We start from the raw sequence: 25,015 nt of genomic DNA, 5'->3' as shown, positions 1-25,015 counted from the left end.
TGGCTTCTATCTACCCATCACCAAACGTGTTTGCGCCGCGCCGTCTATAAGCATCACCGATAAGGGACCTTGTTTCCGCGTATTGCGGTCTATGGCCAGCGTGATATGGTGGATGCCCTGGGGCAACGAGGTAACCAGCTTGCCGTCTTTTATTGTCACTTCTTTGGCATTGGCCCAGCTCCTGATACCGCTTTGATCGTTAAAATTAAGCGTTACATCACCTGGAGTAAGTACTTCTACCTGAAATCTGACGAAGCTGTATGGTGCGCCGGAACCCGGTTCTATAACAGGCAATTCGTCTAGAGGCAGTGTTCCTGAAACAGTACTGTAGTTTGGCTGGAAACTGAGCTTATCTTCCCTGGAAATAGCCTCAACCCCTTCGGCGGTAATCTTGTCCGCCAGTTCTTCGCTGGCCGGGATCATTTGCCAGCGCCTGACAAATCGTTCGGCGGGGACCCTGAAATCACCGGATTCACCGAGGCTGGACAGGAAGCTAACCAGGTCCAGGAACTCTTGTTTGTCCAGGCGGGCGGTTAGGCCGGGGGGCATCAGGGAACCGGGTACTTTTTCCCATTCCCCGATATTATCTTTTGGAATTGACACTTCCTGGCCGGCCGCATTTCTCATCACAATTTCGTTTGGCCGGTCGCTGACCAGGTAGCCCATTATTTCAGAAAGGTCTTTGCGGCTTACGCGCTGCAACTCATATCCCTCTTTGATCGATTCCGTAGGATACATGAGTGACTTTATGATGGTCTCTGCAGGTGAACTTGTTCCAAGGCTGCTTAAATCGGGGCCGATCAAGCCACCGGCGCCTCCAACTGCATGGCAGTTCAGGCAGGCCAGTTCCTGCCTGCGGAAAATATGTTCACCTTTTAACGGGTTCCCGCCTTTCTCCGCTTCGGCCGCGATGCTTTTGATCTGATCTGCATCAAGGTCCTGGGGCATACGCTCTGCGGCAAGTACGCCGCCGGATGCTTCCAGCCCTTGTACCAGTAATTTAACGTCTGCTTCTTCCCTGCGATTAGCCGGGATTGTCTTTTGAAGGTGCTGCCGGGCCGCCAGGGCTACTTTTTCCGGGATCCGGGTAGCAACCAGCTCTTCTGCGAGGGCATGAAGCCGGCCGCGATCCGAAAGAAAGACATTGAATACTTCCTGAGCTTGTTCGGGATTGTCCAGCTCATTTAAAAGACCCGCTCCGATCTTAGCTGCTTCCGGTGCGTTAATAAGTGCAAGTTCAGAAACGGCGATAAGCCGGAGGTCGAGCGGATGCTTTGCCGTTGTCAGGTTTTTTATAAGCGTTTGCGCACTTGCAGGATTGATTGCCGCCAGCGCGCTCATGGCCGTTCTGGCGTAATTTCTGTTCTCGTGGTTAAGCCGTGATCTCAGGAGTGGCTGCAGCGCGTTTACTTTGAGGGCGCCCGCAAGCTTCATCGCCGCCATGGCGGAAGCCTCGTTCCCGCCCTTTATGATATCGCCGAGCCGGGATAGCTGCTTGCCGGCGGCTACCTTTCTTTGCACGGCAGCCGCTTCAATAGCAGCAAGTTCAGCGGAAACATCGCGTTTTTGTTGTGAAAAACCGGTTATGGCTATGTCCAGGATGTCGTTCAGGTCCTGAACCTGTCCTCTTTTCGCAATGGCGGAAAGCGCATCCTGCCGATATTTTTCCGGGACTTCGCCTTTTTTGTAGAGCTGGGTCAGCAAAGTGATCGCCTCCGGGCTTGCCGCGGATTTTAACGCATACGAAGTTTTTGCCGGATCGCCAAAGAAAGCAGGGTCGCTTTTGAGGACCGCTATCCATTCCGGCTCGAGCTGCTGCACCGTCTGCCAGAGGGCGAAATCCAGGAATTCATCCATTGGCTGATCCAGTACGGCCAGCGCAGATTTAGCCGCCTCAGCGCTATTCAGCGTTCTAAGCGCAATGACGGCCTCCAGCCGAACCTGGGGATGGGTATCATTAGCGGCTTTCTGCAGGATGGCTTCCAGGTTATCGGTCTGTTTATGCCACAGCTGCAAGGCTCTCAGGGCCGCCGCTCTTACTTTATGATCCTTCGCGTTCAAAAGGCTTTCCAGCAAAGGGCCGTTGTAGGTATCTATCGCTTGAGACACCCACAATGCTTCCAGCTTAAGGCGTTCATACTCCTCGTTTTCTTTGTCCAATGCCTCGATCCAGTCCTTCAGGGCAGGAGCAACTTCTTTCGCGCCTCTTTCCTTTAAAAGCTGCCGGGCCTGCGAACGGGTCCAGGCTTCAGGTTCTTTCAATGCGTCCAGCAGTTCGGTAACCGCAGCGCCGGCTAATTCAGGTTTTTTCACTAAATCCCGGTCTTTCGCGGTAATCCGCCAGATCCGGCCGCGCTGATGGTCTCTTCGAGGATCATAAAAATCCACTTCACCGTGTTGTATGATCGGATTATACCAGTCCGCCACATAAATGGCGCCGTCGGGGCCGATGGTGATGTCAACAGGCCGGAACGCAACATGGTCGGTCCAGAGGAGATCAGGCATTTGCTTGGACGCGTACCCGCTGCCCTGCTCTTCAAGCTGAAAACGGTTAATACGATTGGCGCGAAAATCATTCGCGATCAGGCTTCCTTGCCATGATTCAGGCAAATGCCGCCCAGAAACAATGTCCAGCCCGCAGTGTTTAGGTTGTCCGGGATTCAAACCGCGCAAAATCCGCTCTGCACCAGGCGAGGTCACAAAAGTAGCTCCGGGAAAGGCATAGTTAATGCCTTCTCCTCCGGCGCCATCGGTCAGGAATGACTGACCGAATTTATCAAAGCGCAAGCCCCAGGGATTGATAAGGCCTTTCGCATACACATCAAGTTCTAGCGTTTGCGGCTGAAGCTTCCAGACACCGCCGCCTTCTAGCCTTCTGATTCCCCAGGGGGTTTCCACATGACTGTGGATGTAGATCGACTGGTTGAAATACATTCTTCCTTCAGGCCCCCAGCGGAAGGTATGAATCAGATGGTGAGCGTCCCCTGTTCCGAAACCGTCCAGAATTTTTCTTCTTGTATCGGCCTTGCCATCGCCGTCGGTATCCGATAAATGAAGTATTTCCGTGGAATTCGCTACATAAACTCCGCCGTCTCCAGGCAGAATGCCGGTTGGCACTGTTAACCCTTCGGCAAAAATGGTCGATTTGTCCGCAGCTCCGTCTCCATCGGTATCCTCCAGTATAAAAATTTTATCATTCGCTATCTCCCCCGTTTTAAGATGCGGATAAGCCGTGCTGCTGACCACCCAAAGCCGGCCCTGGGCGTCCCAGTTCATTTGAATAGGTTTTTCAACAAGCGGTTCGGCGGCAAACAGGCTAACCTCGAAGCCCTCTGCAACTTCAAAGGATGCCAGTTCCTTTTCGGGATGATCATCCGGAAGATCCTTGAGACGATCTTCTTTATTACCGGAACATGCGGTGAGAAACAGGGCTGGAAGCAAGAGGGTACTGAACACCGGAAGCACCAATGCTTTTATAGAATAGGAGGCGCGTATTGATTTCATTTCGAATGTCATTTTACAGGGCTGAGTGCGTAGTTTTTCTTAACTGGTTTGCAGTGCTGGTGAATTTCCTCTTCCACCCGTGTGATTATTAACCCGAGGTCCTGGAGGCCCTTTTTATGCCTGCCTTGTTCATACTCCCGGAATCCCAGGATATAGGTTCTGTTCAGTGGACGATACTGCTGGAAAAACAGGTTATTCTTCCTGCCAATGGAATCACTGAGCCTTGCTGACTGCTCCTGGGAAACACCTTTATCAAGTGTTATTCCTTTCGCCAATTCATCTGCAGAGGCAGTGAGTAATTCTTTACCATTCTCCGTTAGCATATAACGCCCCGCCTTCAGGCCCCTGATTTGAATGGAAACGGAAACCGAAGGATCAGCCGGCGCCGGAGTTCCCTGGGACGAAGCCTTCGAAGTTTCCTGTGACGAAGCCGGTACAGGAAGGGGCAGCAGCTTTTCTTCGATGCTGAACTCAACTTTTTCGCCGCTGCCACTGTTCGCCCCGCCGCTGTTCGCCGCCGCATCAATCGCGACCTTTTCGCCCCGGGCTGGCCAGCCAAACGCCTTTTCAAGCAGCCCGGCAAGGTAATAATAGCCCTCATCATTCAAATGGATGCCGTTATAAGCATAAATAGCTCCTTTATGCTGCGAAACCGGCGTATAGAGATCTATAAATCGCTTTTTTCGTTTTGAAGCGATTCCGGAAATAGCGTCGCTGTAGGTTTTAAGGTACTTATTCTGTATCACCGTGTTTTCCGGCGTACCGGCAAGTTTCACAGGAATGGTAGAGAGCAGGATCGTCTGCGCCCCCAAAGCATCTACCGAGTCTATTATCACTTCAAGCCCTTTGCTAAATGCGTCAAGCCCCGCGGATCCTTTTTGCGCCTCCACGGTTCCATAAGCAATCAGCACGTAATCAGGCCTGGTGCTTCTGATCTGCTGAAAAAGCTGCTGGTAAGCCGTAGGCGTGGAAGTAAACGTGCTGCGCGCCTCGCCAAAAACATTGTCGCCCGTCCAGCCAAGGTTCCGGAACGTAAGTTCGCGGCCGGGCCAGCGGGTAGCAAGGGCAAATTCAATGTATCCTTCTTTCAGTTCATTTTCGAAAAGAGAACCTCCAAGAAAAACGATCCTTTCCCCTTTCCTGAACTCCAGCGGCGGAAAATTGCCCGGGCTTTGAGCGGCCGCCTGGAAGCAGCTGCTAACTAATAAAATCCAGATTGATACGAAAGTGCTGCGTAACAGCCGGTGCTTTAACATTGTGGTTTAGGGTATAATTTTTTCACATGTCCAACAGGACGCCGGACAAAGATAAAAAGTTGCGCGAAGATAAAAAGTGGCACTTTTCTCTACTCAGATGTTATTGCCGCTTACACATTAATCCAAACAGGACTGGACCAGGCGAGAGTCGACGACAGAATTGCGATGACAGGGGAGAACGTATCCCAACTGAAAAACTTAAAACCGCAGATGAACGTTTATTCCCTTGCTGCTGTTTTCGAATTCGAGCTTCAGAGTATTGGTTACTGCGTCCCATTCCTGGCTGAATTCCGTTTTCACATGATCTCCGGCTTTTGAAATAGTCACCTCTGAGGGCGCTGAGGGCAATAAAATCCGCATGACGTTATGACTTCCTTCGGGGCTTTTGGTTAAGAAAGAATAGCTGTCTGCAGTACTTTTTTCATTGTATATACGGGAAGCGGCGGCCAGCACTTGGGGCCTTTGCATATCATCGATTGCCGACAGTGCGAACAAGAAAGTCTGGGTACCAGGCGGCACCTCTTTTTCCGCCAGAACGGGTAATTCGGGGTCAAACAGGTCAATAACCGGCCCTTCGATTGTCAAGGAGCTTTTGTCCTGATGTTCGTCCATTACCGCGGCAACCAGGTAAGGACCTCTTTCCAGGTAAAAATTATTTTTGATCATCAGCTTGCCAGCGGCAGCGTCCTTCTGGTACGCAGTGCGGACGAGTTGCATGAACTCCTCATCCCCTCCGGCTTGCAGCACCAGTGCTTTCGGATCTTTCCGTCTGATCACCACTTTGCCATTTTCCACCTCATACTCGCCATCTCCGGTAGCAGCGGGAATTTGCAAAAGTTCAAATAAATGCTGCGATGGCGCTTCGTAAGTATTTCCATTGGTATTCCACCATTCCCGCACCTGCTGGAATGGATCCGTATCTTTTCCATAGTACAAAAGGATGCCACCTTTCCTTACCCAGTCAGCCAGGTACTCATGCACCTTGGGAGATAGCGGTTTCATATTGGCATAGGACATGATCAGCACTTTGGTGTTTTTCAGTCCGTATTCCGTGTCCAGGTTTTCCATATGAATAATGGATGCGGGAATGCCCCGCTTCACCAGTGGGATGATCATTCCGTAAAAATTGGACAGCTGCGGATCTTCATAGCCATTATGGGTGGGGAACCGCTGGAACATCATTGAATTTCCCACCAGCACGCTAATGCCCTGGCTCCCATTCAATTTATTATCTGATAGCGGCACATGGTTCAGCGCATTTATCATTACCTGCATTTGCGTGGCATAGGCCTGAGAAATTGGCTGTGGGGTATCGTTATTCTCAAGTTTGAACTTGCCCAGGTAGATTCGCTGGGGCCAGGGCATTACTTCATAGCTGGCCACACCGGGATATAGCAGCTGGGCAGTAAAAGTAGCCTGGTAATTTTCTTTATAATCCTCCCAGGTACGGGGCCAATCTTCAATGGGGTCAGTCAGCAGGAAAAGCTTTTTCCCCGTTGGAGCCGTCATGGACACCATGGACCCGTATTCCAGAAAAGCATTCTCAAAAACCCTTTCTTTTTCAAGGCCGTTAAAGTACACGGGTTCCCGTGATGTTCCTGTCCATACCTGGGCAATGTACCCGTCAATTGTGTTCAGCCTGGCCAGGCTGGCTTCAGGGCTTACGATCTGCCAGGACGAATAGTTCAGAAGCGAATGGGTGGGAATATAACACCTTATATTTTTCCCCTGGCTTTTGGCGTACTCCTTCACATAGGCGGAAACTTCTTTTACCGCGTTATAGTACAATTCGTATTTGAGTTTCGACGAAAGGTAAGTAGCCTCGGGCGACTCATGCTGGGGCATCCAGGCGAAACCGTAATAATTATTCCACTCTTTTTTAAAGGCCTCGCTATAACCGGCCCGTGCCCAAAACTCGGGTTCCTCGAGATGGACGGCGGTCACCCCAGCGTCAATAGCTTGTTTTACATGGGTTTTCAGGTAATCGAGGAATGAAGCGGATGGCACAATATAAGGGACATTTTTTCCGTGCCATATGGTATCGCCATCACGTTCCACCTGCCCTTCATCGAGATGCTTTGTTCCGTCATACTCGCCCAAAAAATAATCCTGGTACTGGCCCCAGGCAATGCCGGTCATGAAATGAGTTTCATAGCCCTTTTGCCGGTACAGCGCTACCCTTTCAGCGAACGGTATATCGGTATCGTTAACACCATACACGATGGCTACGTCCGACCGGATATCATAGACTGCCTTCCAGGGAGCGGCGATCTGGAAAGCGGTTTTCTCCCGCGGCTGGCCGCTCATTTCCTGGGCTGCGGCAGGCAGATAAGTAACCACGGAAAAAAAGAATAGCTGGCTGTAAAGGAAAATAGTTCTCATATTATCGGGGAATATCTACTCTGATCGCTTCGTTATAATTATGGCGCCGAATGTTTTCCGTTGCGTAGTTGATCCTTGCAGCGGCTCGTATAAAAACGGTCCTGCCGGGCGGAATGGTCCCCTGGGTAGTAATGGTAACTGGCTCGCCCAGTAAGGCTTCAAAGGAATCTCCGGCATACTCGACAATTGTCGAATAGCGGTTATCCCAGTCGCGGTAACCTACATAAGGAACCTGACTAACAAACAAGCGCACATCGGTCACATTCAGAAAATCATCGCTGTATCCTCCCATGGGCTCAATTTTGGCCCTAAAATCTTCGGGACTCACCGCCCTGCTCACTTTAACCGTAGCGGTTACTTTCCCGTCTTCTACCGTTGGCTGACCTACCCATTCTAACTTCAGGAAAGGTTGTACTCTGAACTCTATTTCGGTTAACCCTTCTATTTGAAGGTTCATTGACTCGTCGGCCAGGGTGTCTCCGCTTGTGTTTACCCGTATCAGAGGAATGAATGCACCGTCTGCCCGTACGTTATAAAAGCCGCGGAATACCTTTGTATTTTGAAAAATCCCTTCTTTCATACAATAGAAATCGAGGTTCTCCGGCTCTGCTTCTTCCCAGCTGAGTTCGCGCATCCGGATGCGCGTTCCTTCGCTTCCCTGGTCGGTGAGTACCAGTTCGCCTGTAGCTGCGTCCACGACCCTGCCCTTTAAAGTTTCCCCGGGCGGTTCATAATTATCTATTTCACATGAATAAACAGACATTAGCAAGGGTAAGATCAAAACAAGCAATGACTTTTTCATATCTTATGGTTTTACTTCATCCGGAACTAACGGCCGGGCTGCTGATCGATCACGGGGCTTTTAGCAACCTCATCCGCTGGTATCATGAGATAATATTCCTGTTCGGTCATCCGGAAACGGGTCCGGCTTTCTTCGAACCCGGCGTCAAAAAAGTATGCATTTGCATCTGTCGAATAAAAGGGGTACAGCCCCCTGTAGTAAGCTCCGTCCTGCTGGGTAAGGCCATTCAACCGGTCGGAATGCTGGGTTCTCCAACGACGGATATCCCAAAGTATCTTATGCTCAAAAGCCAGTTCCTTCCTGCGTTCCCGGCGAATTAGCTCAAGGTTGGGCGGTGTAATTAAAGGATCGGCGCCCGCGCGCTCGCGGATGGACCGGATGGCATCATAGGCGACCGCCTCAAGGTTATCGCCGTCCAGCGTCGTTTCTCCGGCTAATATGAGTTCGGCACCAGCCTCGGCGGCATTGAGCAGTATTTCGGCGTATCGCATTAATATGAAATGCTGTTCTGAACGCCCTTCCAGCACCAGCGCCTGGGGCATATTTGGGTTTAGCCACTTGCGTACAGTAAAGCCGGTATAGGCCGCGGTCCTGTCAGCGGTGAACGGACCGCTTTTACCGCCCGCGTTCATGACGGTTCCGCCCGCTAGTGTCACCGTTTCATGAGTGGTCCCGTTGGGTGAAAGAAATAATGATTTATTCCCGGAAAAATCACCAGAAGCCGTGTAGGCGTCTACCTGGCTGTAATTTGCCGGGCCGGAAAGATTGTAGTCTGTTACACCGTTTACTGTTCTAATGGGATCAATTCCCCCTTCAGCGCTTGCCGTATAAATTCCCCGGCGAATTTCTATTTGCTCGCCTTTGAACTCATCGCCCGGCAAGATTACATAAGCGCGAAGCCGTGGCTCGGCATTTGCGAATATTCCAATGGCTTGATCAAACAACAGATAGTGCCCGTTTTCGTCCAGCACCTTGATGGTACCATCGGAATTTTTTTCAAACCCGTCGAACAGCTCTACAAAATCGAGTACCGGGCAGTTCCCTGCAGAATACCCGTTACCGCCCATGAGCTGGCGCGGAATATTATAGGAATCGTACCCATGGGCAAGATCAGGATACTTGTACTCTTTCACATAAATGTTTTCCGGGCTTGAGGTATCGAAGAACATGTCCACCATGTTTTGGTATTGAGCTTCCTTATCGCCCGCAACCCATTTCTTCATGTACAACGAATATAATCCGGATTCAATGACCTTATCGGCGGCGCGGTAGGCTTCAGTGAAATACTTCTTCGAGGCCGCGGCGGCCGTTCCCGGATCAAAGCCGATGACCCTTACTTTGGTTTTCTGGCCGAAGCCCGTGATCTTGTTGTATTTGGCAACGCTTCCGGCAAACAGCATGGCTTCGGATTTGAATCCCAGTGCCACGTATTTATTCGCATATCCACGCACAGGGCTGGTTTCCGGCAGATATTCTATAGCCTTATCAAAATCGGCGAGTACCTGACCCCAGGTTTCTTCCTCGGTAGCGCGCGGCGTTTCCAGTTCCGCGGCGGAGTTCTCGGGATATTCAAGCACGTCGGCTATCAGCGGTACTCCGCCATACCGCTTGGCCAGTGCATAGAACACCATGGCGCGGGCAAAGTGGCCCTCGCCCAGGAAATGATTATATTCCTCCTCGCTAAAGTTCTCCTGGTAGGCCGGCAGATTGCTGAGCAGGTAATTGGCGTCGCGCAGCAAATTGAAGGCCCGCACCCAATAAGCACCGTTCCTAGCCCATCCTTCCGATGTCATGGCAGCGCCGGCATCGCGGCCAATGGAAGTACCCTCGCTGGTGCCGGGCGTTACCAGCCAATCGTCGAAGAACTGTCGGGCCGGCGAATATTTAAAGTCTTCAAAGGGCATTTGGCTGTACATCCGGGAGAGGTATAGCATCATTCCTTCCGTGCCCGAGAAAATATCCTTATCCTGGACAATATTCTTAGGTGGTATATCCAGATATTTTTGACAAGAAGGCAGCAAACATCCGGCTACCGACATCAATATAAACAGCAAATAGCATTGTTTCATTTCCGTAGGTTTTTAAAAGGTCACATTTATTCCGGCCGACACCGTTTTGTTCAATGGATAGAGGTAACCCCACAGATCGTTTGGATGTTCCGGATCTATATATTTCACCTCCGTGAAAGTAAACAGATTATACCCATTGACATAGATGCGCGCACTGCTCATGCCAAGCCTCTTCACCGTTTCCGCCGGTAGGGAATAGCCCAGTTCAATGCTTTTCAGGCGCAGGTAGGCGCCGTTTACCGCATTGAACGATGAATTAATGTCAGACAGAGTTCCGGTATAGGCATAATAACCAGGGACCCATTCGGTAGCAGGGTCATAGGGATCGGCTTTGGGATCCGCCGGATGCCACCGGTCCATAAACTGGACCATAGCGGCCGATTCACTATTACCCCATAACGGCTGATGAAGCTGCTCCAGATACTGAACATTGGATAAGGCGGAACCCTGGAAAAGAAAATTAAGGTCAAACCCCTTGAACGCAATATTGCCAATGAGGCTGAAATTAAGCCAGGGGGTAGAACTCAGTTGGAAAGGGTGACTATCCAATCCGTTTATTTCACCGTCGCCGTTCCAGTCTTCATACCGGTAATCGCCCGGGAGCGTACCGCGGCCTATATATACAGGGCTCGACCAGATCTCTTCCCAGGATTCGTACCTGCCATCGCCTTCGTACCCCCACCAAAGGTTTTGGTTCCGGTTGTCCTGATTGTCCTTCCAGTTGCTCCAGGAGCTCCCGTAAGTTCCTCTTTCCACGTACATGGCTCTTATACGTGTGTAGGAAACAATGCCTGTCAGGTCATAATAAAAATCGCCCAGGGTATTTCGGTGCCGTATCTCCAGATCATAACCGTAAGTCATATCGCTGTTCAGGTTTTCCTCTGGAAGCGCTGCGCCCACTACTGTGGGAATGCCGCCGCTTCTTTGAGCTAGCAGACCTTCTCTTTTTCTGTTGAAATAATCGACCGTTAACCCGAAAAGGCCTTCCCAACCTTCGAAATCGAGCCCAACGTCAAATGTCTCGGCAGTGTACCAGGTAATATTGGGGTTTGAGATGCCAGTACTGTTGGCGCTGGCGATAAAGTTACCGTCGAACACATAACCTCCGGTAAAATTCCGGCTGCTTGATGAGGAAGGGTAATTATATCCGGCGATCCATTGATAAGTAGAAGCCCCGTCATCGCCGGTAAGACCATAGGATGCACGGACCTTTAACTGATCAATGAATGCCAGGCCGGCCGCATCCTTTATAAAGCTTTCCTCAGAAATGCGCCACCCTACTGATGCGCCCGGGAAAAAACCCCACTGATAGGTATTTGCAAATTTCGAAGATCCGTCGTACCTGAAAAGGAATTCAGCCAGATACTTGCCCGCCCAGGAATAATTGATCCTTCCGGCAAGGCCCATATTGGCATCTTCATACAGGTCATTCTCGCCAGTGTTCATCCGCGCAACCTGTCCCAGAGGTACTCCGGCAAACAGGTAAGGCAGCGGAAGCCCTAGATCCCGCTGGGCGATCAGGTTATCCCCTTTCCTTTTCTGGGCTTCCCATACTAAAAGCCCGCTGATCTCGTGCTGATCAAAGGTGCCCGAATAATTGAGCGATGTCTGGGATAAAAGCTGGGAACGAAAATAGGCCTCGCGGGCTATCCTGTTAGGAGACTGTCTCGTAAATGTGGTGTACGTATCAGTAGTTTCATCGTACCTGTATTGCTCGTATTCCTGCTGAAAATAGGACCTGTTATCCATGCTGTAGTCATAGCTGAACAGACTTCGGACGTAGAGTCCTTCTACCCCGGGAATATCGTACCGCAGACCAAGCGTAGGCTGTATCCAGCTATTCGTGAATTTCCGGTAACCCACAACGTCTTTATCCATGAAGGAAAGCGGGTTATCCCCTTCTATCAACCCGTGATACAACCTGCTGGGATCATTATTGGCATAGGCCGGAATTTGTGGACCCTGTCGCCAAAAACCGCGAATGATCCACCAGGAATCCTGATATGGACGATTTTGCGTTTCCGTAATCAGGTTAATGCCACCTTCCAAGGTAAAACGCTTGGCAATTTTCGCGGTAATATTCGACCGGAGATTATATCTAGTGTAATTCAGATCATCAGATTGGAAGAAACTTCCCTGGTTCATATAGCCGGCGCCTACATAGTACTGTATGTCTTCATTTCCTCCGGATGCGCTAAGGTTGTGTGTGGTTTGGGGAGCGAAGTTGGCGAATACCAATGGATACCAATCAGTACTTTGTTTTTCCCCGCTGCGATAGGCTTCAAACTCCTCGTCACTGAAAACAGGCGATCCGCCGTTTATATTATGCATGGCTTGCTCATTCCGCAGGGTCATATACTGGAAGATATCCACCGTTTCGGGTAGGCCTGACGGAAACTGCCATACGAAATCACCGTCATAGCTAAGTGTGCTTTTGCGGTTGCCCCCCTGTTTGGTGGTAATAAGCACGACACCGTTCGCTGAACGCACGCCGTAAATTGCAGCCGAAGCATCTTTCAAAACCGAAATATTATCAATGTCGTCTGCATTCAGACGTTGAAAATCCGCCATGGTCCGCGGAACGCCGTCTATTACGATCAGGGGTGTTCCCATTCCCCGGATATCGAAGGCATTATTGAAGCTGCCCGGCTCTGCTGTCCGCTGAACAACTCTTACTCCGGGAATCTTACCGGTAAGCATGTTCTGAACATTCTCATTTTTGGTGGTCGTGATCTCTTCATTATTGATCGAAGCTACCGAACCGGTAAGGGTTGCTTTTTTCTGGGTCCCGTAACCTACTACCACGACCTCTTCCAGGGATTGCAGATCTTCCTCCAGCGTCAGTTTAATCTCCTTTTGCCCGGCTACCGCTATTTCACGCGTTTTATACCCAAGGAAGGAGAACACCAGGATAGCGTCTTCAGGAATATCTTCTAGCAAAAAACGACCCTCCTGATCGGTCGAAACGCCGGTTTCCGTACCCTTTACAAGTACATTTACCCCGGGGAGCGGCTCCCCAAGGACATTTGTCACGTTACCCGAGACATCAGTCTCCTGGAAACGTTCCCCGGGGTGGGAAGCAGCTTTTGATTCTCTAATGAGGGTATTTTCCCAGTTCAGCGTGATTTCCCGACCGTAACCTCCGGTACTGACCTGCATAAATACCATGAACGCGGCTAGTGTGAGACACCTTTGTTTTTCCATCGCTTATGGTTTAGGTTGATCCTCAGTCTGTCAATGATAATCTTCCGTTGATACAAGTTAAAATTTAAAATCGATTTAGCAAAACGATTTGGTGTACAAAAAATGAACACCTGCCATTTCAAATGTCGTAAAATCTGTTATCAGGCATTTCTGGCCAGTTGCAGGTAGAAGCAAAAGCTAACAGGCGTTTTGATAAATGTCAAGTACAAACGGAATAAGGGCACTTTAAACCAAGGTGCTTTAAATAATAATATTAAAAAAGGCGCAGATGTCAATGATGACCAGGCTGGATCTGAGGCTTCCTCCAGCTAAGAATTCTTGTATTTGTCATGCAAGCCTACGCCCTGCAAAATCATGGGCTTTATCTTTTCCAGCCTGGAATGCTTCGTGGATTCCTGTTTGGCGCCGGCGATGTGTTCCATGTACAGCCGTTGCTGATACGGGGCCAGCGCTTCAAAAGCCGATTTCAAGGTCTTATCCTGCGTGAGCGCGTCCTTCAATTGCTCCGGCATGGAGATGGGTTCGGATTTCTCCGGCTTATGCTGCTTTCCTTCCTCCGCATTCCTGATAGCCTCTTTAACGTATTCCAGGATCCGTTTTTCGTCGATCTGGCCGGCGGAAGTAAATCGCCACTGCCGCATGGCTTTGGTTTTCCCATCCTGGGCGCTCTGAAGGACCTTATAGGGGTCTTTTAAAAAAACTCCCTGGAAGAATACCAGCGCAATATGATTTTTGAACCCGCCATAACTCAGTATATTCTTGCCTTTATGGGTATACACCGGCCCGCCCCATTTAGTGGTCTCCACCAGCCCGGTTTTTTGCATAATGGAGTGCAAGAGGCCCAGCTCTTCCTGCCATTTGTCAGATGAAGTCATAACGCTATTTTGAAATAGTAATATTATATAAATTCTCCTCTTTGTCAAAGCATGCTACGGCCTGCAGCACGGCATGAGGATTTTTTATCGTAAGCGGTTCGTCTGAGGTGTAATTCCGCATCCTGCAGCCCACCATTGAGACGGTCAGCTTTTTGTCTCCCTTTACCAGCATATAGTCGGAGGACTTGCCAATATTGGTCAGGGCCGGGTTATCACCGGAAAATGCTTCCACATTGGAAATGGCGGTATGCCCTTCTCCTTCTATAATAAAAGGATGGGTTTCTTCCGCCGTTTCACCCGCATTAGCAATAATGGACCCCTGGGCGATCATCCAGTTCCTGTTTTTAGACTGGGATCCCTTTTTATGGATCCCTACCGCCACACAGTCCAGATTAAAATTGGTGAGCTGCCCGTAACTTTCTTCGCCGAGAAGAATGCCTCCCCAGGTGCCAAAGGTAAACACATCCATCAGCTGGGCATTATCCGTGTGGTTAATAGTATACGCAAAGGTTTTATTGTTCACCACATGATCAATAACTGCCTTGCTTAAGTGCAGCCCGATCTTACGCATGATGGCGGGGTTCACATGACAATGCAGTATTCGGGGTATATCATAACAATAGTCAATACGAATGAATTCCCCGCTCAGCGGATAGCCGTAGCAATGCTCTATCAAAATCAATTCGCAGGGAACATCGCTTTTTGCGTTGAAATCCATCGTGATGTATTCGCCATAAAAAGTCAGGTTGGACAGGGTCACTCCCTGTGTGCTGGAAGAGCCGCTTACCTTTATCACCGGAGGATATTTAATGATCCCGGCCGGATCATCCAGTTCCTGCTGGCTGTACCAGAATTGGATCCCTTTCAGCTGCGTACCTGATTCTACGGTGATGAAGGCATGCTTATCATCAAGGATATTAAATACACTTCCTACCGGTGTTTTGGCCGAAGGATGCCTGGTTCCACGTGGCGTGGGGCCATGTACCCCTATCAGTGACACATTGTTTTTTAATATGATGCCGCTGTTAACCGGATAGGGCTTATCCGAAGGCGTCACAAACAACGCCGCTCCGTATTCGGTTGCCCAGTCAATTGCCTTTTGAAGATTCTTTGTATTTATTGCAGCGTCATTATCCGGCAAAACGCCGAAGTCACGGATACTTTTAATAGTTCCCTGCGCACGACCTTCAGTACTTAAACAGATTAACGCCAATAATAAGAAAACCTTCATAGCTAATTTGCATATACTCGCCCTAATATAAGAAAGCCTTCGCTATTTACTGTCCGGCAATGCACAGGAAATCGAATTCGTTTAATGTCAACTTATACTTGCGATAAAATCATACGCCTCCCGCGATTTCAAAAATGGGCTGATGTCCCTTGACCGGATCAGGCTGTCTACCGCGCTGAAAGTCCTTGAACCAACCAGGAAAAAAGCGGAAAGCGTCGGAGGCATTGCGCCGGGCCATATCTATTTCTATAATTCGGCCGTGTTCAATCGCCGCGAATGGTCGTCCTATATTACCGGCAGCAGGAGCGATTATGATCTGGCCTTCGACCCGGACGTCAATTTAAAATACTTCAGAAGACGATAAGCAACTTTCCGGAAGCTCAGAACTTGTAAGCAAAACCTGCGATAAAGTTCCTGGGCCTTTGTGGATTAACCGACCAGTAACCGGTATAGTAAACCTCGTCGGTCAGGTTATTTACATTAAATGTCACACGGAACCGGCTCGAATTATAGAACAAGCTGGCGTTCAGCAGCGTATACGCCGGAAGGTAAAAGTCACCGGTTTGGCTGTTATCGATCACCTTATACTCACTTCCGTAGTTTCCTCCCAGCCCTATGCCGAAATTCCTGACCGGGCCGCGGGTGAAGGTATAGGTAGCCCAGAAATTAGCGAGATTCTGCGGCCCCTGGCCCCCGGGCTCCGGCCCGGTTCGGAATAAAAATCGGTATTGTTGCCGTCCACGGTCTCTATATCGTTGTAACTGTAGCCGGCGAGCAGGTTCAGGCCCTCTACCGGATGTGCCTGGATATCTATTTCGAAACCCTGGCTTCTGACGGTTCCGCCCTGAACGGAATTAAAGGTATTTGCGGGGTCGGGGTAAACGCGGTCGCTCACCCTGATATTGTACACGGAAAGGGTACCGAATAACCGGTCCGAAAACAGGCCGGCCTTTACGCCGAACTCCAGCTGATTGGCATGTTCGGGTTTGAACGACCGGGTACTCAGGTAATTGCCTTCTTCATCAAAGACCTGCCGGGGAGCCACGTTAATGAAGGCGTTCATGTAGTTGGCAAAAAGGGAAACCTTATCCGGAACAGGCTGGTACACCAGGCCGAATTTGGGCGAAAGCGCGAATTGGTCGTAATCATCATCTTCGGCGCTCTTTTCTCCGCGGGAATCAAAATAATCAGCCCTGAGGCTCACCATTGCCATGAGCTGAGGAGTAACATTCAGCACGTTGGAAAAATAGGCGCTGTATGAGCTGTTCGCGATATCGCTGTTGGTGGTACCTGTCCCGGCCAGGAGTTCGTCTATGGAAGCGGCTGTCATGGGTACCGTTTCCAGGGTGTCGGCGGGAGGCGCCACATCACCCCAGGGGGTTACTTTCCTGCCTACTGCCCATCCCGACCCCTGGTCCGTTACCTGCCGGTTGAAATATTCCAGCCCCACCACCACGCGGTTCCTCATTCCACCGATATTAAAATCTCCGTTAAAATTCTGCTGGATGTCCAGGGTATTGGTTACCTGGTCTTCGTTATGGAAATACTGGCTGAACCACTCGTTGCCCGGATCATCATCCCAGATATAGGAATAGATCCCGTCAGACCGGACCCTTCCCTGGGACACGACCGTTTGGGAAGTCCATTCAGAGGACAACTGGTAAACTGCCAGCGCCTGCAGGTTATACCTTGGGTTTTTGATGGTCAGCTCATCGCTGGTAAAGGATAATTCATTATTGAGGTTCAGTTCGGCAATGTTCTTGAAGTCAAGCGGGCTTACCCGGTCCGAATGAAAAAAGATAGACGCTAAGGCCCTTTCCTCCTGGAGGATCTCCGCGTTCAAATGCAATGACAGACGGTCGTTTACCTGGTAAACCAGCGAGGGGGCCACATAAAATGATTCTTTAAAACCCGCGTCCTGGAAACTGTTCTCGGTATGATAAGCGGCATTGACGCGCATGGCCACTTTTTCCTGCTCGCCCAGGGGCGTATTAAAATCAAGGGTTACGCGGTTCAACCCAAAACTCCCTGCCTGGTAAGCCACTTCGCCGCCGGTAGTGAAATAAGGTTTCTTGGTTATGGTATTGATAATGCCGCCGTAGCTGTAAAAGCTGCCGCCGAAAAGCGTACCCGATGGGCCTTTAAGTACCTGGATCTCTTCAACACCAGCCGGGTCCAGGTTGCCGCTCGTGAGGCCGGGCAAGCCGTTATACAATACCGGCTGTGCATCAAAGCCCCTTAATGCGAAGTAGGAGGCTCCGTCCCCTCCGCGGCCCGTGGATTCCCAGGTTCTCACAATCCCGGGCACGTTCCTCATGGCGTCGTCGAAATTGACGATTGCCTGCTGTTTCATGACCTCTGATGAAACCGTATTGTATATCTGCGGGTTTTCAAGATTGGTAAGCGGCATTTTGGCGGCAAAACGATCTATTTTGTTGACGTCCCTGCCGGAAAGGACTACAACTTCCTTCAACTGCTCCGCATTTCCTGACAGTACGAAATCAAGCCGGAAGGTTCCCGGCCCGTCTATCCTGATGGTCTTTTCCACAGTTTGCCGGCCCACTGCCGAGGCGATAACGGTATAGGTTCCTTCTTCGCTAATCGCGATCCGGTATTCTCCGTTTTCGCCGGTAGCCGCACCGTTATTTTTATCTTTCAACCGGAGCGTCACCCCCGCAGCCGGTTGGCCGTCAGATGTGGTGACGGTCCCGCGAAGCGTGGCCGCCGGTTTCTGCTGGGCGATTGAAGAAGTGAAGGGGATGATCAGCAACAAGGCGATGTGTAGAAGAAGTTTTGAAGGGTTCATTTCTGCTGTTATAGGATCAAATCGTATAAGTCAATTGGACAGCAAAGAAAAAGTTTATTTAAACTAATTCCAAATAAAATTATTGAACAGGATATTCTGGCCTGAGATCCGGCGATCTTATCCGCAGCGCGCTTTACGACAATCGGGGGGGCAAAGGCGGCATTCACTTCATATTCGCGATCTGAGCATAAATTTCACGTTGCGATTTTGCAAAGTGTTCGCCTCCGTATTCTTCATTGTCAAGGGAAACCGTCTTTATATCCTGCACGCCCATAATATTAAAAACTGTTTTCAAATACGTGGTTTGAAAATTCATATGAACATTGGGCTCTCCTTCACCGTATCCGCTGTCTCCCCGGCTTGATAAAATATATAGCTTTTTATTTTTCAGTAAACCAACGTAGTTTCCATCAGGTTGCCCTGACCTGAACTTCCAGGTTTCGTTGATCTGTAATACTCCCCAAAATCAGGACCACTGGTTAAGTTAAAAAAATAAGTAACTAACTTCGTGGTAACAATGAAAGGAAAACGTAGAAAATTCAGTTCGGCCTTCAAGGCCAAAGTGGCGCTGGAAGCGCTGAAGGAAAAGGAAACGCTGGCAGAATTGGCTCAGCGGTTCGAAGTTCACGCGGTAATGATCAGCAAGTGGAAACAGGAGTTTCTGGAAAAGTCCGCTCACGTGTTTGACAAAGAGGCGGATCAAGAAGAACAGGTGGATCCCGACCGGCTGTATGCTAAGATCGGCCAACTGGAGCTGGAAAATGACTTTTTAAAAAAAAGCTTGAAAAAGCTCCATTAACCGATCGTAGAGCGATGATCACACCTTCCCATCGATTGAGCGTGCGCCGGCAGTGTGAGTTGCTGGAACTTCACCGCAGCGGAATTTATTACACCCCGGTCGGAGAAGGAGAAAAAAACCTTGCGCTGATGCGGAGGATGGATGAGCGTCATTTGCAATACCCGACCGAAGGCGTGCTGCAATTGCAGGATTACTTTCGGGATGAGGGCCTCCAGGTGAATCACAAGCGGATCCGGCGGTTAATGCGCAAGATGGGCATCCGGGCGCAATATCCCCGGCGTATACTGACCAAATTGGGCAAGGCCGAATACATCCGGCCCTACCTGCTTCGGAACCTGAAGATCGAACGCCCTAATCAGGTGTGGGCTGTGGATATAACGTACATCCCAATGAAAAAGGGGTTCATGTACCTGGCCGCCATTATTGACCTGCATAGCCGCTTTGTGGTGGCCTGGAGCCTTTCCAACAGCATGACCTCCGAGTGGGTCTGTTCACTGGTAAAAGAAGCGGTGAAGCGGCACGGAAAACCGGAGATCGTTAATTCCGATCAAGGCAGCCAGTTTACCTGCCGGGAATGGATATCGCTTCTTCCGCAGCTGGGCATCAAGATCAGCATGGACGGCAAAGGAAGAGCGATTGACAACGTGTTCATTGAGCGGCTGTGGCGTACGGTAAAGTACGAATACGTGTACCTGAACCCGGCGCTGGACGGATGGGAACTGGAACAAGGACTTCGTGCCTTTTTCCACCGTTATAACTTTTATAAATCCCATCAAGGGATCGGACGAAGAAAACCAGCCAGTTTGTACCTGACGGGCAAAGCAGCATGAGAGTTATCCACAAATGGGAGATCATGGGCAAAAAAGAGAAAAGAACCAAAAGAGAAAAAAGGCGTGGATTTGTGGAAAACTCTCCGAGTTTACCACAACCCCACACCGCTACAACAACAAATGACTATAAATTCAATTAAGATTTAGAGAAATTGGTCCTGAAAATGGGGAGTATCTCAATCCTCATTACTTGGTCGATATAAGCTTTCAGTCCGCTTGGAATTGACCAGTTATACATCGGAGTCCCGATAACATAAATGTCAGCAGCCTGCAACTCCCTGACAAGGACGTTGCTGAATTCCAGGGGTCTTTGATTTTCTTCGGTTCTATCTTCAACTTTAACAAATGCGGATGCAATCCAGCTTTCTGTAATATGCGGGATAGAACTTAACCCAACTTCACGGTAAGTAAAAAGGTCCTCCGGATAACGTTTTACCCAGGTTTTAACGAATAATTCAGTTAACTTTCTGCTATGCGATTTTCCGTTTCTCGGACTTGCATTGATAATCAGTATTTTTTTCATTGCTTAAATTTTGTTTAAGCAAAAGTAGAATCCGGTTTTCGCGGACCTATTGATGTAGTTTAAGAAATAGCAGAAGATCTTTTAGCCCTTATCCTGCTTAAAAATTCGGGAGTTATCCCTAAATATGAAGCGATAAGGTATTGAGGAACTTTTCGGACAATATCCGGGTACTTTCTGGTGAAATCAATATACCTTTCTTCAGCAGTCAGTGCGTTAAACTGAATGATCCTCTTTTGAATGGATGTAATATATCCTTGCAGGATCAATCTGAAATATCTTTCCAACTTAGGAATCTGGCCCAATAATTTCTCTAAAGAATCGAAATGGACCTGCAGCAAAACAGAATCTTCGAGCGCCTGAATATTATAAATTGACGGAGTTTTATTAGCAAAACTATCCAAATCCGTAGCCCACCAGTCTTCAATCGCAAAAAATAATATTTCCTCTTTTCCCGTGTCCGGATGAATATAAAAAGCCTTTAAGCTTCCTGATATTACAAAACTGTCGTAATGGCAAGTCTCTCCATTTCTAAACAGAAACTCATTTTTTAGCAGTTTTTTTTCTTTCCAGAAAGAACTCAGCAATTCTACCTCCAGGGCGGTTAAACTTATGATCGACTGAATGTTATGAATTAACCTGTTTTTCACTTTAAAATTATCGTCGTTATTTCTTTATCGCATACCCTCCATAAAGTATGTTCATGTCTTTACTTTCAACCAGCCGGAAATTCTTTCCAAGGTCGGCATAGGTCCACTCTCCTTTTGTACGCTTTCTGAGATAACCCAGCATTTTAGGAAGTGGCACGTTCGGTTCTGAACCTACATGTTCCCGCCACTCAAAACCATTTTGAGTCAAAAGGTCTTTTATTTCACCGGGCTTGATGAACATTTTCCAGACATGAAGATTGGGCGGCATGAATGCCCAGCGTTTCCACTCCTGCCATATTTTAATGGCTACCATCTTACTGATAAACGTCCGGTTAAGCGTGTCATAAATGAAAACGCCCCTGGGTTTCAGCACTCTTGAAATCTCAGAAATCACTTTCGGCAAATCACGCACGTGTTCTAACACATCACAGCAAAACACGCAGTCAAACGATTGGTCCGGAAAAGGGATCTGCTCACCGGAGCCTTTTTCATAGGTGATGGCCAGCCCTTCGGCATTTGCATGGTTGCGGGCCGCATGCAGCGATTCCTCTGCAGGTTCAATGCCGCTGGTAGTGAATCCCATTTTGCAGATTTCTTCCGTCAGTATTCCGCCTCCGCTGCCTACTTCTAGGGCTGTTTTGCCTTGGGGGTCTATATCCAGTTTCTTTAAAACTTTAGCGGCGTAGCCCACCCGCCACGGATTAATTGAGGTTTTCAGAAGGTGTAAAATGCTGTCGGGCTTCCACCATGTATCGCCCTGGGTCTGGTAAACATCGTTGTTTATCCGGCCATAAACTTCCTGATCGATCTTTTCCATTTTTTTTGGTTTAGGATTTCATTTGCTGGATCCTATACAAGGTACCTAAAAATTTCTTGATATATTCAACTTTGAGATTGTTTCCAAAAACTGCACTTAACTGGTAAATTCGTAATAACAGAAAAATGGATCAAAGAAAACATAGAAGTATACTGATTGCATTGATCTTACTGGTTGCCTGCAAGCCTGCTTGTTTTTCCCAGGAACGCGGAACTTCGGCTTCGCTGAAGGAAGCGCTGGAAGGCAAATTCTATATCGGCACGGCGCTGAACCAGTTTCAGATTAGCGGAAGGGATACAGCTTCACTGGCAGTGGTAAAAAAACATTTTAATGCTATCGTAGCAGAAAACTGTATGAAAAGCCGGATTATCCAGCCGCGGGAAGGCGAGTTCAATTTCCTGCCCGCCGACCGTTTTGTGGCCTGGGGAGAGGAACATGGAATGTTTATTAACGGGCACACGCTTATCTGGCATTCCCAGGCGCCCAACTGGTTTTTTACCGACAGGTCTGGAAACCCGGTTTCCGCTGAGGTACTGATCCGCCGGATGAAGAATCATATCTTTTCAGTCGTTGGCCGCTATAAAGGAAGGGTGCATTCCTGGGACGTAGTAAATGAAGCGATACTGGATGACGGTTCATATCGGAAAAACAAGTTCTACGAAATTATCGGTGAAGAGTACATAGCGCTGGCTTTTGAGTTTGCCCGCCAGGCCGACCCGGAAGCCGAACTCTACTATAATGACTATTCCATGGCCAATCCTGCCAAAAGAGCAGCAGTTGCGGCACTGGTCACAAAGCTTCAGCGCCGCGGGATTAAAATCGACGGAATAGGCATGCAGGGCCATGTTGGCTTAAAGTATCCCTCGCTGGACGAATTCGAGAAAAGCATCATTGCATTTGCTGAACTTGGAGTAAAGGTCATGATAACGGAACTGGACATTACCGTCCTGCCGCAGCCTCGGGGAACTGGCGGAGCAGATATTTCCAGCAATTTCAAGTACCGGCAGGAGCTGGACCCCTATGCCGCCGGCCTGCCTGATTCCATTGCCAGGGCATCAACCGAACGGTATTTAAGCTTTTTTAACTTATTCTTAAAGCACCAGGACAAGATCTCCCGGGTTACTCTGTGGGGAGTAAACGACGGCTATTCCTGGCGTAACAACTGGCCGGTTAGGGGACGGACGGATTATCCGCTGCTGTTCGACAGGAACAACCGGCCTAAAGCGGCGGTGGATTCCCTTATCGCAAAATAAACCCCGTATTGCGATCACAAGGCATCGCTTGATAATATATAGTCAGTACTTGCAAAAAACATGTACTTTTAAGGCGGGCCTTGTGTATAGCTTTGCCTTAACCAATATATATCTCCATGCGTTCTGCTTCTGCATTTTCCAGGGAAGAAGCCGCAAAGCTTTGGAACCAGTTCAGGGCTGGCAAGGGAGACGCTTTGGGTGAGCTGATCAGTCATTACTACCATGATTTGTACGCCTATGGCATCCGGTTTACGGCAAACGCGGAACTATTGAAAGATTGTATCCAGGAAATCTGCCTGGACCTTTGGAAGAACCGAAGCACCATCAGCGAAACAGGTTATGTAAAATTCTACCTGTTGAAATCACTCAGAAGAAGGCTGATCAGGGAATTGCAGAAGAAAAAACCGGAACCGCTGGACGAAGGAACGCTCTTCTATGCAGGATATGACAGGGAACTTCCCCGGGAAAGCCATATAATTCGCGACGAGCAATTGACTGCCCTGGCCTTAAAAATGCGGGAATTGTTGAACCAGCTCTCCCGGCGGCAACAGGAAGTGATTTACCTGCGCTTTTACATGGATGCTGATATTAACGAGATCGCCGCCATCATGTCCGTAAGTAAACAGTCTGTCTATAATCACCTGCACGATGCGCTTAAACGGCTAAAGGCCCTGGCCGGCTCCCTGCATATGGTAGTTTTCCTGCTGCTCTTGCGATCGTATCACTAGTGTAGGGGAGGATTATTCAAAAAAAATTCCGGAAATCCAGTAGATTTTTGAAAAGGGAGCCTTATATAAAGTATAAGGAACCTAAATCATGGATGAACCCGTGAATCAAATTATTGAACAGCTGGTATCCGACCCTTCTTTCAGAGATTGGGTGCTTGCACGGCCGGATGCCGATACTGTACGGTGGACTAACTGGGAAAAGGATCATGCGGAACAGGCTGAGCAGATAATTACCGCAAAAGCGATTGTGCTGGCTTTGCAGCTGAAAGAGCCTTTGCTGTCGGATAAGGAAATTGAAAATGAAATACTCCGGATCCGTGCCGGAATAGAAGACCTTTCCTATATGCCGGTGAACGGGCAGGCGGTTGAAAACTCGCAGCCTGGCGGCGAATCCGGCGCCGCTGAAACGGAACAAAAACAATACCTGCAGGTCATTAAACGCCCGGTTTATCGCAAAACCTGGTTCAAAGCAGCGGCCGCAGTTATTTTCATGGGGCTGAGCCTGGGATGGCTGCTTGTCGCATCACAGAAAGATTTTTCTTCCGGCGCCACAAGTTCCCGGGTTGAACAGCTGCCTCTTTCGGGCAGGTATGAAAACAAGGGCGATTCAGTCGTGCAGATCAGGCTTCCGGACCAAAGCCTGGTTTCCCTGAGTGAGAACAGCACCATCCGTTACCGGTATTTTGAAGGGAAACGGGAAGTCATACTGAGCGGAGAAGCGTTCTTTGATGTTTCCAGGGAGCCGGCAAGGCCATTTCTTGTGCATGCAGGTGAAATTGTTACCCGGGTGCTGGGAACCAGCTTCCGCGTGCGCGCACAGCCAGGAGAGCAGCTGGCGGAAGTAAGCGTAAAAACCGGGAAAGTTTACGTGGCGAAAGAGGACGATGCTTCTACCGCATTGATCCTGCGCCCGAATCAACGGGTAAAGTATGACAGAAAACGAAAAAGCCTGGAAAAGGGCTTAGTGGATGCGCCCGAGCCGGTCTGGGAGCCCGTGGAGCGAAAGGAAAAGGAACTTTTTCGCTTTGACAGAACACCCCTGAGAGAGGTATTTGAAGAACTGCAGAAGGTGTACGGTATTCCCATTATTTATGATGAACGAATCGTGGCGTCCTGTTCTTTATCAGCCACCCTCGGTGACGAGCCGTTTTTTGAAAAGCTGGAAATGATCTGCAAAGTGGTAAATGCTTCGTATGAGATTATTGACGGAAGCGTCGTGATCTATGCGAAGGGCTGCAGATAGTGTGCCGGATGATAAACGTATTGCGTCCCCGCCGGGCAGGGCGGAG

19 protein-coding genes and 1 pseudogene are annotated in these 25,015 nt (G+C 49.2%); 6 read left to right on the top strand and 14 right to left on the bottom strand.

From position 1 onward, the window contains the following. Positions 1-6: 6 nt before the first annotated feature. From FRZ59_RS05795 to FRZ59_RS05760, 8 genes are all read right to left on the bottom strand, one after another. Positions 7-3,504: a PVC-type heme-binding CxxCH protein gene (locus tag FRZ59_RS05795; protein ID WP_132130501.1), complete on the bottom strand. Its 3,498-nt coding sequence runs from the start codon at positions 3,502-3,504 to the stop codon at positions 7-9. A gap of 8 nt (positions 3,505-3,512) precedes the next feature. Continuing rightward, positions 3,513-4,760 carry a GDSL-type esterase/lipase family protein gene (locus FRZ59_RS05790; RefSeq protein WP_132130502.1) on the bottom strand — a complete coding sequence of 416 codons (1,248 nt, stop codon included), beginning with the start codon at positions 4,758-4,760 and terminating at the stop codon, positions 3,513-3,515. 198 nt (positions 4,761-4,958) lie between these two features. Beyond that, entirely contained in the window at positions 4,959-7,142 is a 2,184-nt protein-coding gene (locus tag FRZ59_RS05785) for a hypothetical protein (protein ID WP_207910348.1), read from the bottom strand. Between the two features lies 1 nt (position 7,143). Continuing rightward, entirely contained in the window at positions 7,144-7,944 is an 801-nt protein-coding gene (locus FRZ59_RS05780; RefSeq protein ID WP_132130503.1) for a DUF3823 domain-containing protein, read from the bottom strand. A 26-nt stretch (positions 7,945-7,970) separates the two neighbouring features. After that, the gene (locus tag FRZ59_RS05775) at positions 7,971-10,013 is read right to left on the bottom strand and encodes a RagB/SusD family nutrient uptake outer membrane protein (RefSeq protein WP_132130504.1); all 2,043 of its coding nucleotides are present in this window, start codon (positions 10,011-10,013) and stop codon (positions 7,971-7,973) included. A 12-nt stretch (positions 10,014-10,025) separates the two neighbouring features. Next, complete coding sequence (locus FRZ59_RS05770; protein WP_207910349.1) at positions 10,026-13,217, bottom strand: SusC/RagA family TonB-linked outer membrane protein; 3,192 nt, start codon at positions 13,215-13,217, stop codon at positions 10,026-10,028. Between the two features lie 308 nt (positions 13,218-13,525). Beyond that, the gene (locus tag FRZ59_RS05765) at positions 13,526-14,092 is read right to left on the bottom strand and encodes a YdeI/OmpD-associated family protein (protein ID WP_132130505.1); all 567 of its coding nucleotides are present in this window, start codon (positions 14,090-14,092) and stop codon (positions 13,526-13,528) included. A gap of 4 nt (positions 14,093-14,096) precedes the next feature. Further along, positions 14,097-15,323 carry a hypothetical protein gene (locus FRZ59_RS05760; RefSeq protein WP_132130506.1) on the bottom strand — a complete coding sequence of 409 codons (1,227 nt, stop codon included), beginning with the start codon at positions 15,321-15,323 and terminating at the stop codon, positions 14,097-14,099. A gap of 142 nt (positions 15,324-15,465) precedes the next feature. Between FRZ59_RS05760 and FRZ59_RS05755 the strand changes: the two genes are divergently transcribed. Then, positions 15,466-15,687 (top strand): hypothetical protein, encoded by a 222-nt coding sequence (locus FRZ59_RS05755; protein WP_132130507.1) that lies wholly within the window; start codon positions 15,466-15,468, stop codon positions 15,685-15,687. 16 nt (positions 15,688-15,703) lie between these two features. Here FRZ59_RS05755 and FRZ59_RS18880 read toward each other — a convergent pair. From FRZ59_RS18880 to FRZ59_RS05745, 3 genes and pseudogenes are all read right to left on the bottom strand, one after another. Continuing rightward, positions 15,704-15,973 (bottom strand): annotated as a pseudogene (locus FRZ59_RS18880) (TonB-dependent receptor domain-containing protein); the annotation flags it as partial. Then, positions 15,937-18,129 carry a TonB-dependent receptor gene (locus tag FRZ59_RS05750; RefSeq protein WP_225975212.1) on the bottom strand — a complete coding sequence of 731 codons (2,193 nt, stop codon included), beginning with the start codon at positions 18,127-18,129 and terminating at the stop codon, positions 15,937-15,939. The pseudogene FRZ59_RS18880 and the gene FRZ59_RS05750, both read right to left, overlap by 37 nt. Positions 18,130-18,292: 163 nt before the next feature. Continuing rightward, positions 18,293-18,577, bottom strand: a complete 285-nt coding sequence (locus FRZ59_RS05745) for an NAD(P)H-dependent oxidoreductase (protein ID WP_147698246.1) — start codon at positions 18,575-18,577, stop codon at positions 18,293-18,295. Between the two features lie 69 nt (positions 18,578-18,646). Here FRZ59_RS05745 and FRZ59_RS05740 point away from each other — a divergent pair, with 69 nt between their 5' ends. After that, positions 18,647-18,928, top strand: a complete 282-nt coding sequence (locus FRZ59_RS05740) for a transposase (protein WP_132130829.1) — start codon at positions 18,647-18,649, stop codon at positions 18,926-18,928. Between the two features lie 14 nt (positions 18,929-18,942). Continuing rightward, positions 18,943-19,758: an IS3 family transposase gene (locus tag FRZ59_RS05735; RefSeq protein ID WP_132130828.1), complete on the top strand. Its 816-nt coding sequence runs from the start codon at positions 18,943-18,945 to the stop codon at positions 19,756-19,758. Positions 19,759-19,894: 136 nt separating this feature from the next. Here FRZ59_RS05735 and FRZ59_RS05730 read toward each other — a convergent pair whose 3' ends face one another. From FRZ59_RS05730 to ubiG, 3 genes are read right to left on the bottom strand one after another with little or no spacing between them, the layout of a single operon-like run. Next, positions 19,895-20,281, bottom strand: coding sequence for an FMN-dependent NADH-azoreductase (locus FRZ59_RS05730; RefSeq protein ID WP_132128343.1), 387 nt, complete (start codon positions 20,279-20,281; stop codon positions 19,895-19,897). A 59-nt stretch (positions 20,282-20,340) separates the two neighbouring features. Beyond that, positions 20,341-20,928: a Crp/Fnr family transcriptional regulator gene (locus FRZ59_RS05725; RefSeq protein WP_132128342.1), complete on the bottom strand. Its 588-nt coding sequence runs from the start codon at positions 20,926-20,928 to the stop codon at positions 20,341-20,343. Between the two features lie 16 nt (positions 20,929-20,944). Next, complete coding sequence (gene ubiG / locus FRZ59_RS05720) at positions 20,945-21,745, bottom strand: bifunctional 2-polyprenyl-6-hydroxyphenol methylase/3-demethylubiquinol 3-O-methyltransferase UbiG (RefSeq protein ID WP_132128341.1); 801 nt, start codon at positions 21,743-21,745, stop codon at positions 20,945-20,947. Positions 21,746-21,870: 125 nt separating this feature from the next. On the opposite strand from ubiG, the gene FRZ59_RS05715 reads away from it, so the two are divergent. The 3 genes from FRZ59_RS05715 to FRZ59_RS05705 all read left to right on the top strand — a co-directional run bounded on the left by FRZ59_RS05715 (position 21,871) and on the right by FRZ59_RS05705 (position 24,969). Next, entirely contained in the window at positions 21,871-22,998 is a 1,128-nt protein-coding gene (locus FRZ59_RS05715; protein WP_132128340.1) for an endo-1,4-beta-xylanase, read from the top strand. A gap of 116 nt (positions 22,999-23,114) precedes the next feature. Continuing rightward, positions 23,115-23,726 (top strand): RNA polymerase sigma factor, encoded by a 612-nt coding sequence (locus FRZ59_RS05710; protein ID WP_132128339.1) that lies wholly within the window; start codon positions 23,115-23,117, stop codon positions 23,724-23,726. Positions 23,727-23,814: 88 nt separating this feature from the next. Next, positions 23,815-24,969 (top strand): FecR family protein, encoded by a 1,155-nt coding sequence (locus FRZ59_RS05705; protein WP_132128338.1) that lies wholly within the window; start codon positions 23,815-23,817, stop codon positions 24,967-24,969. Positions 24,970-25,015: the final 46 nt, after the last annotated feature.

The sequence above is a fragment of the Anseongella ginsenosidimutans genome (assembly GCF_008033235.1).
GTDB lineage: Bacteria > Bacteroidota > Bacteroidia > Sphingobacteriales > Sphingobacteriaceae > Anseongella > Anseongella ginsenosidimutans.
This window is presented reverse-complemented; position numbering and strand designations above follow the sequence as displayed.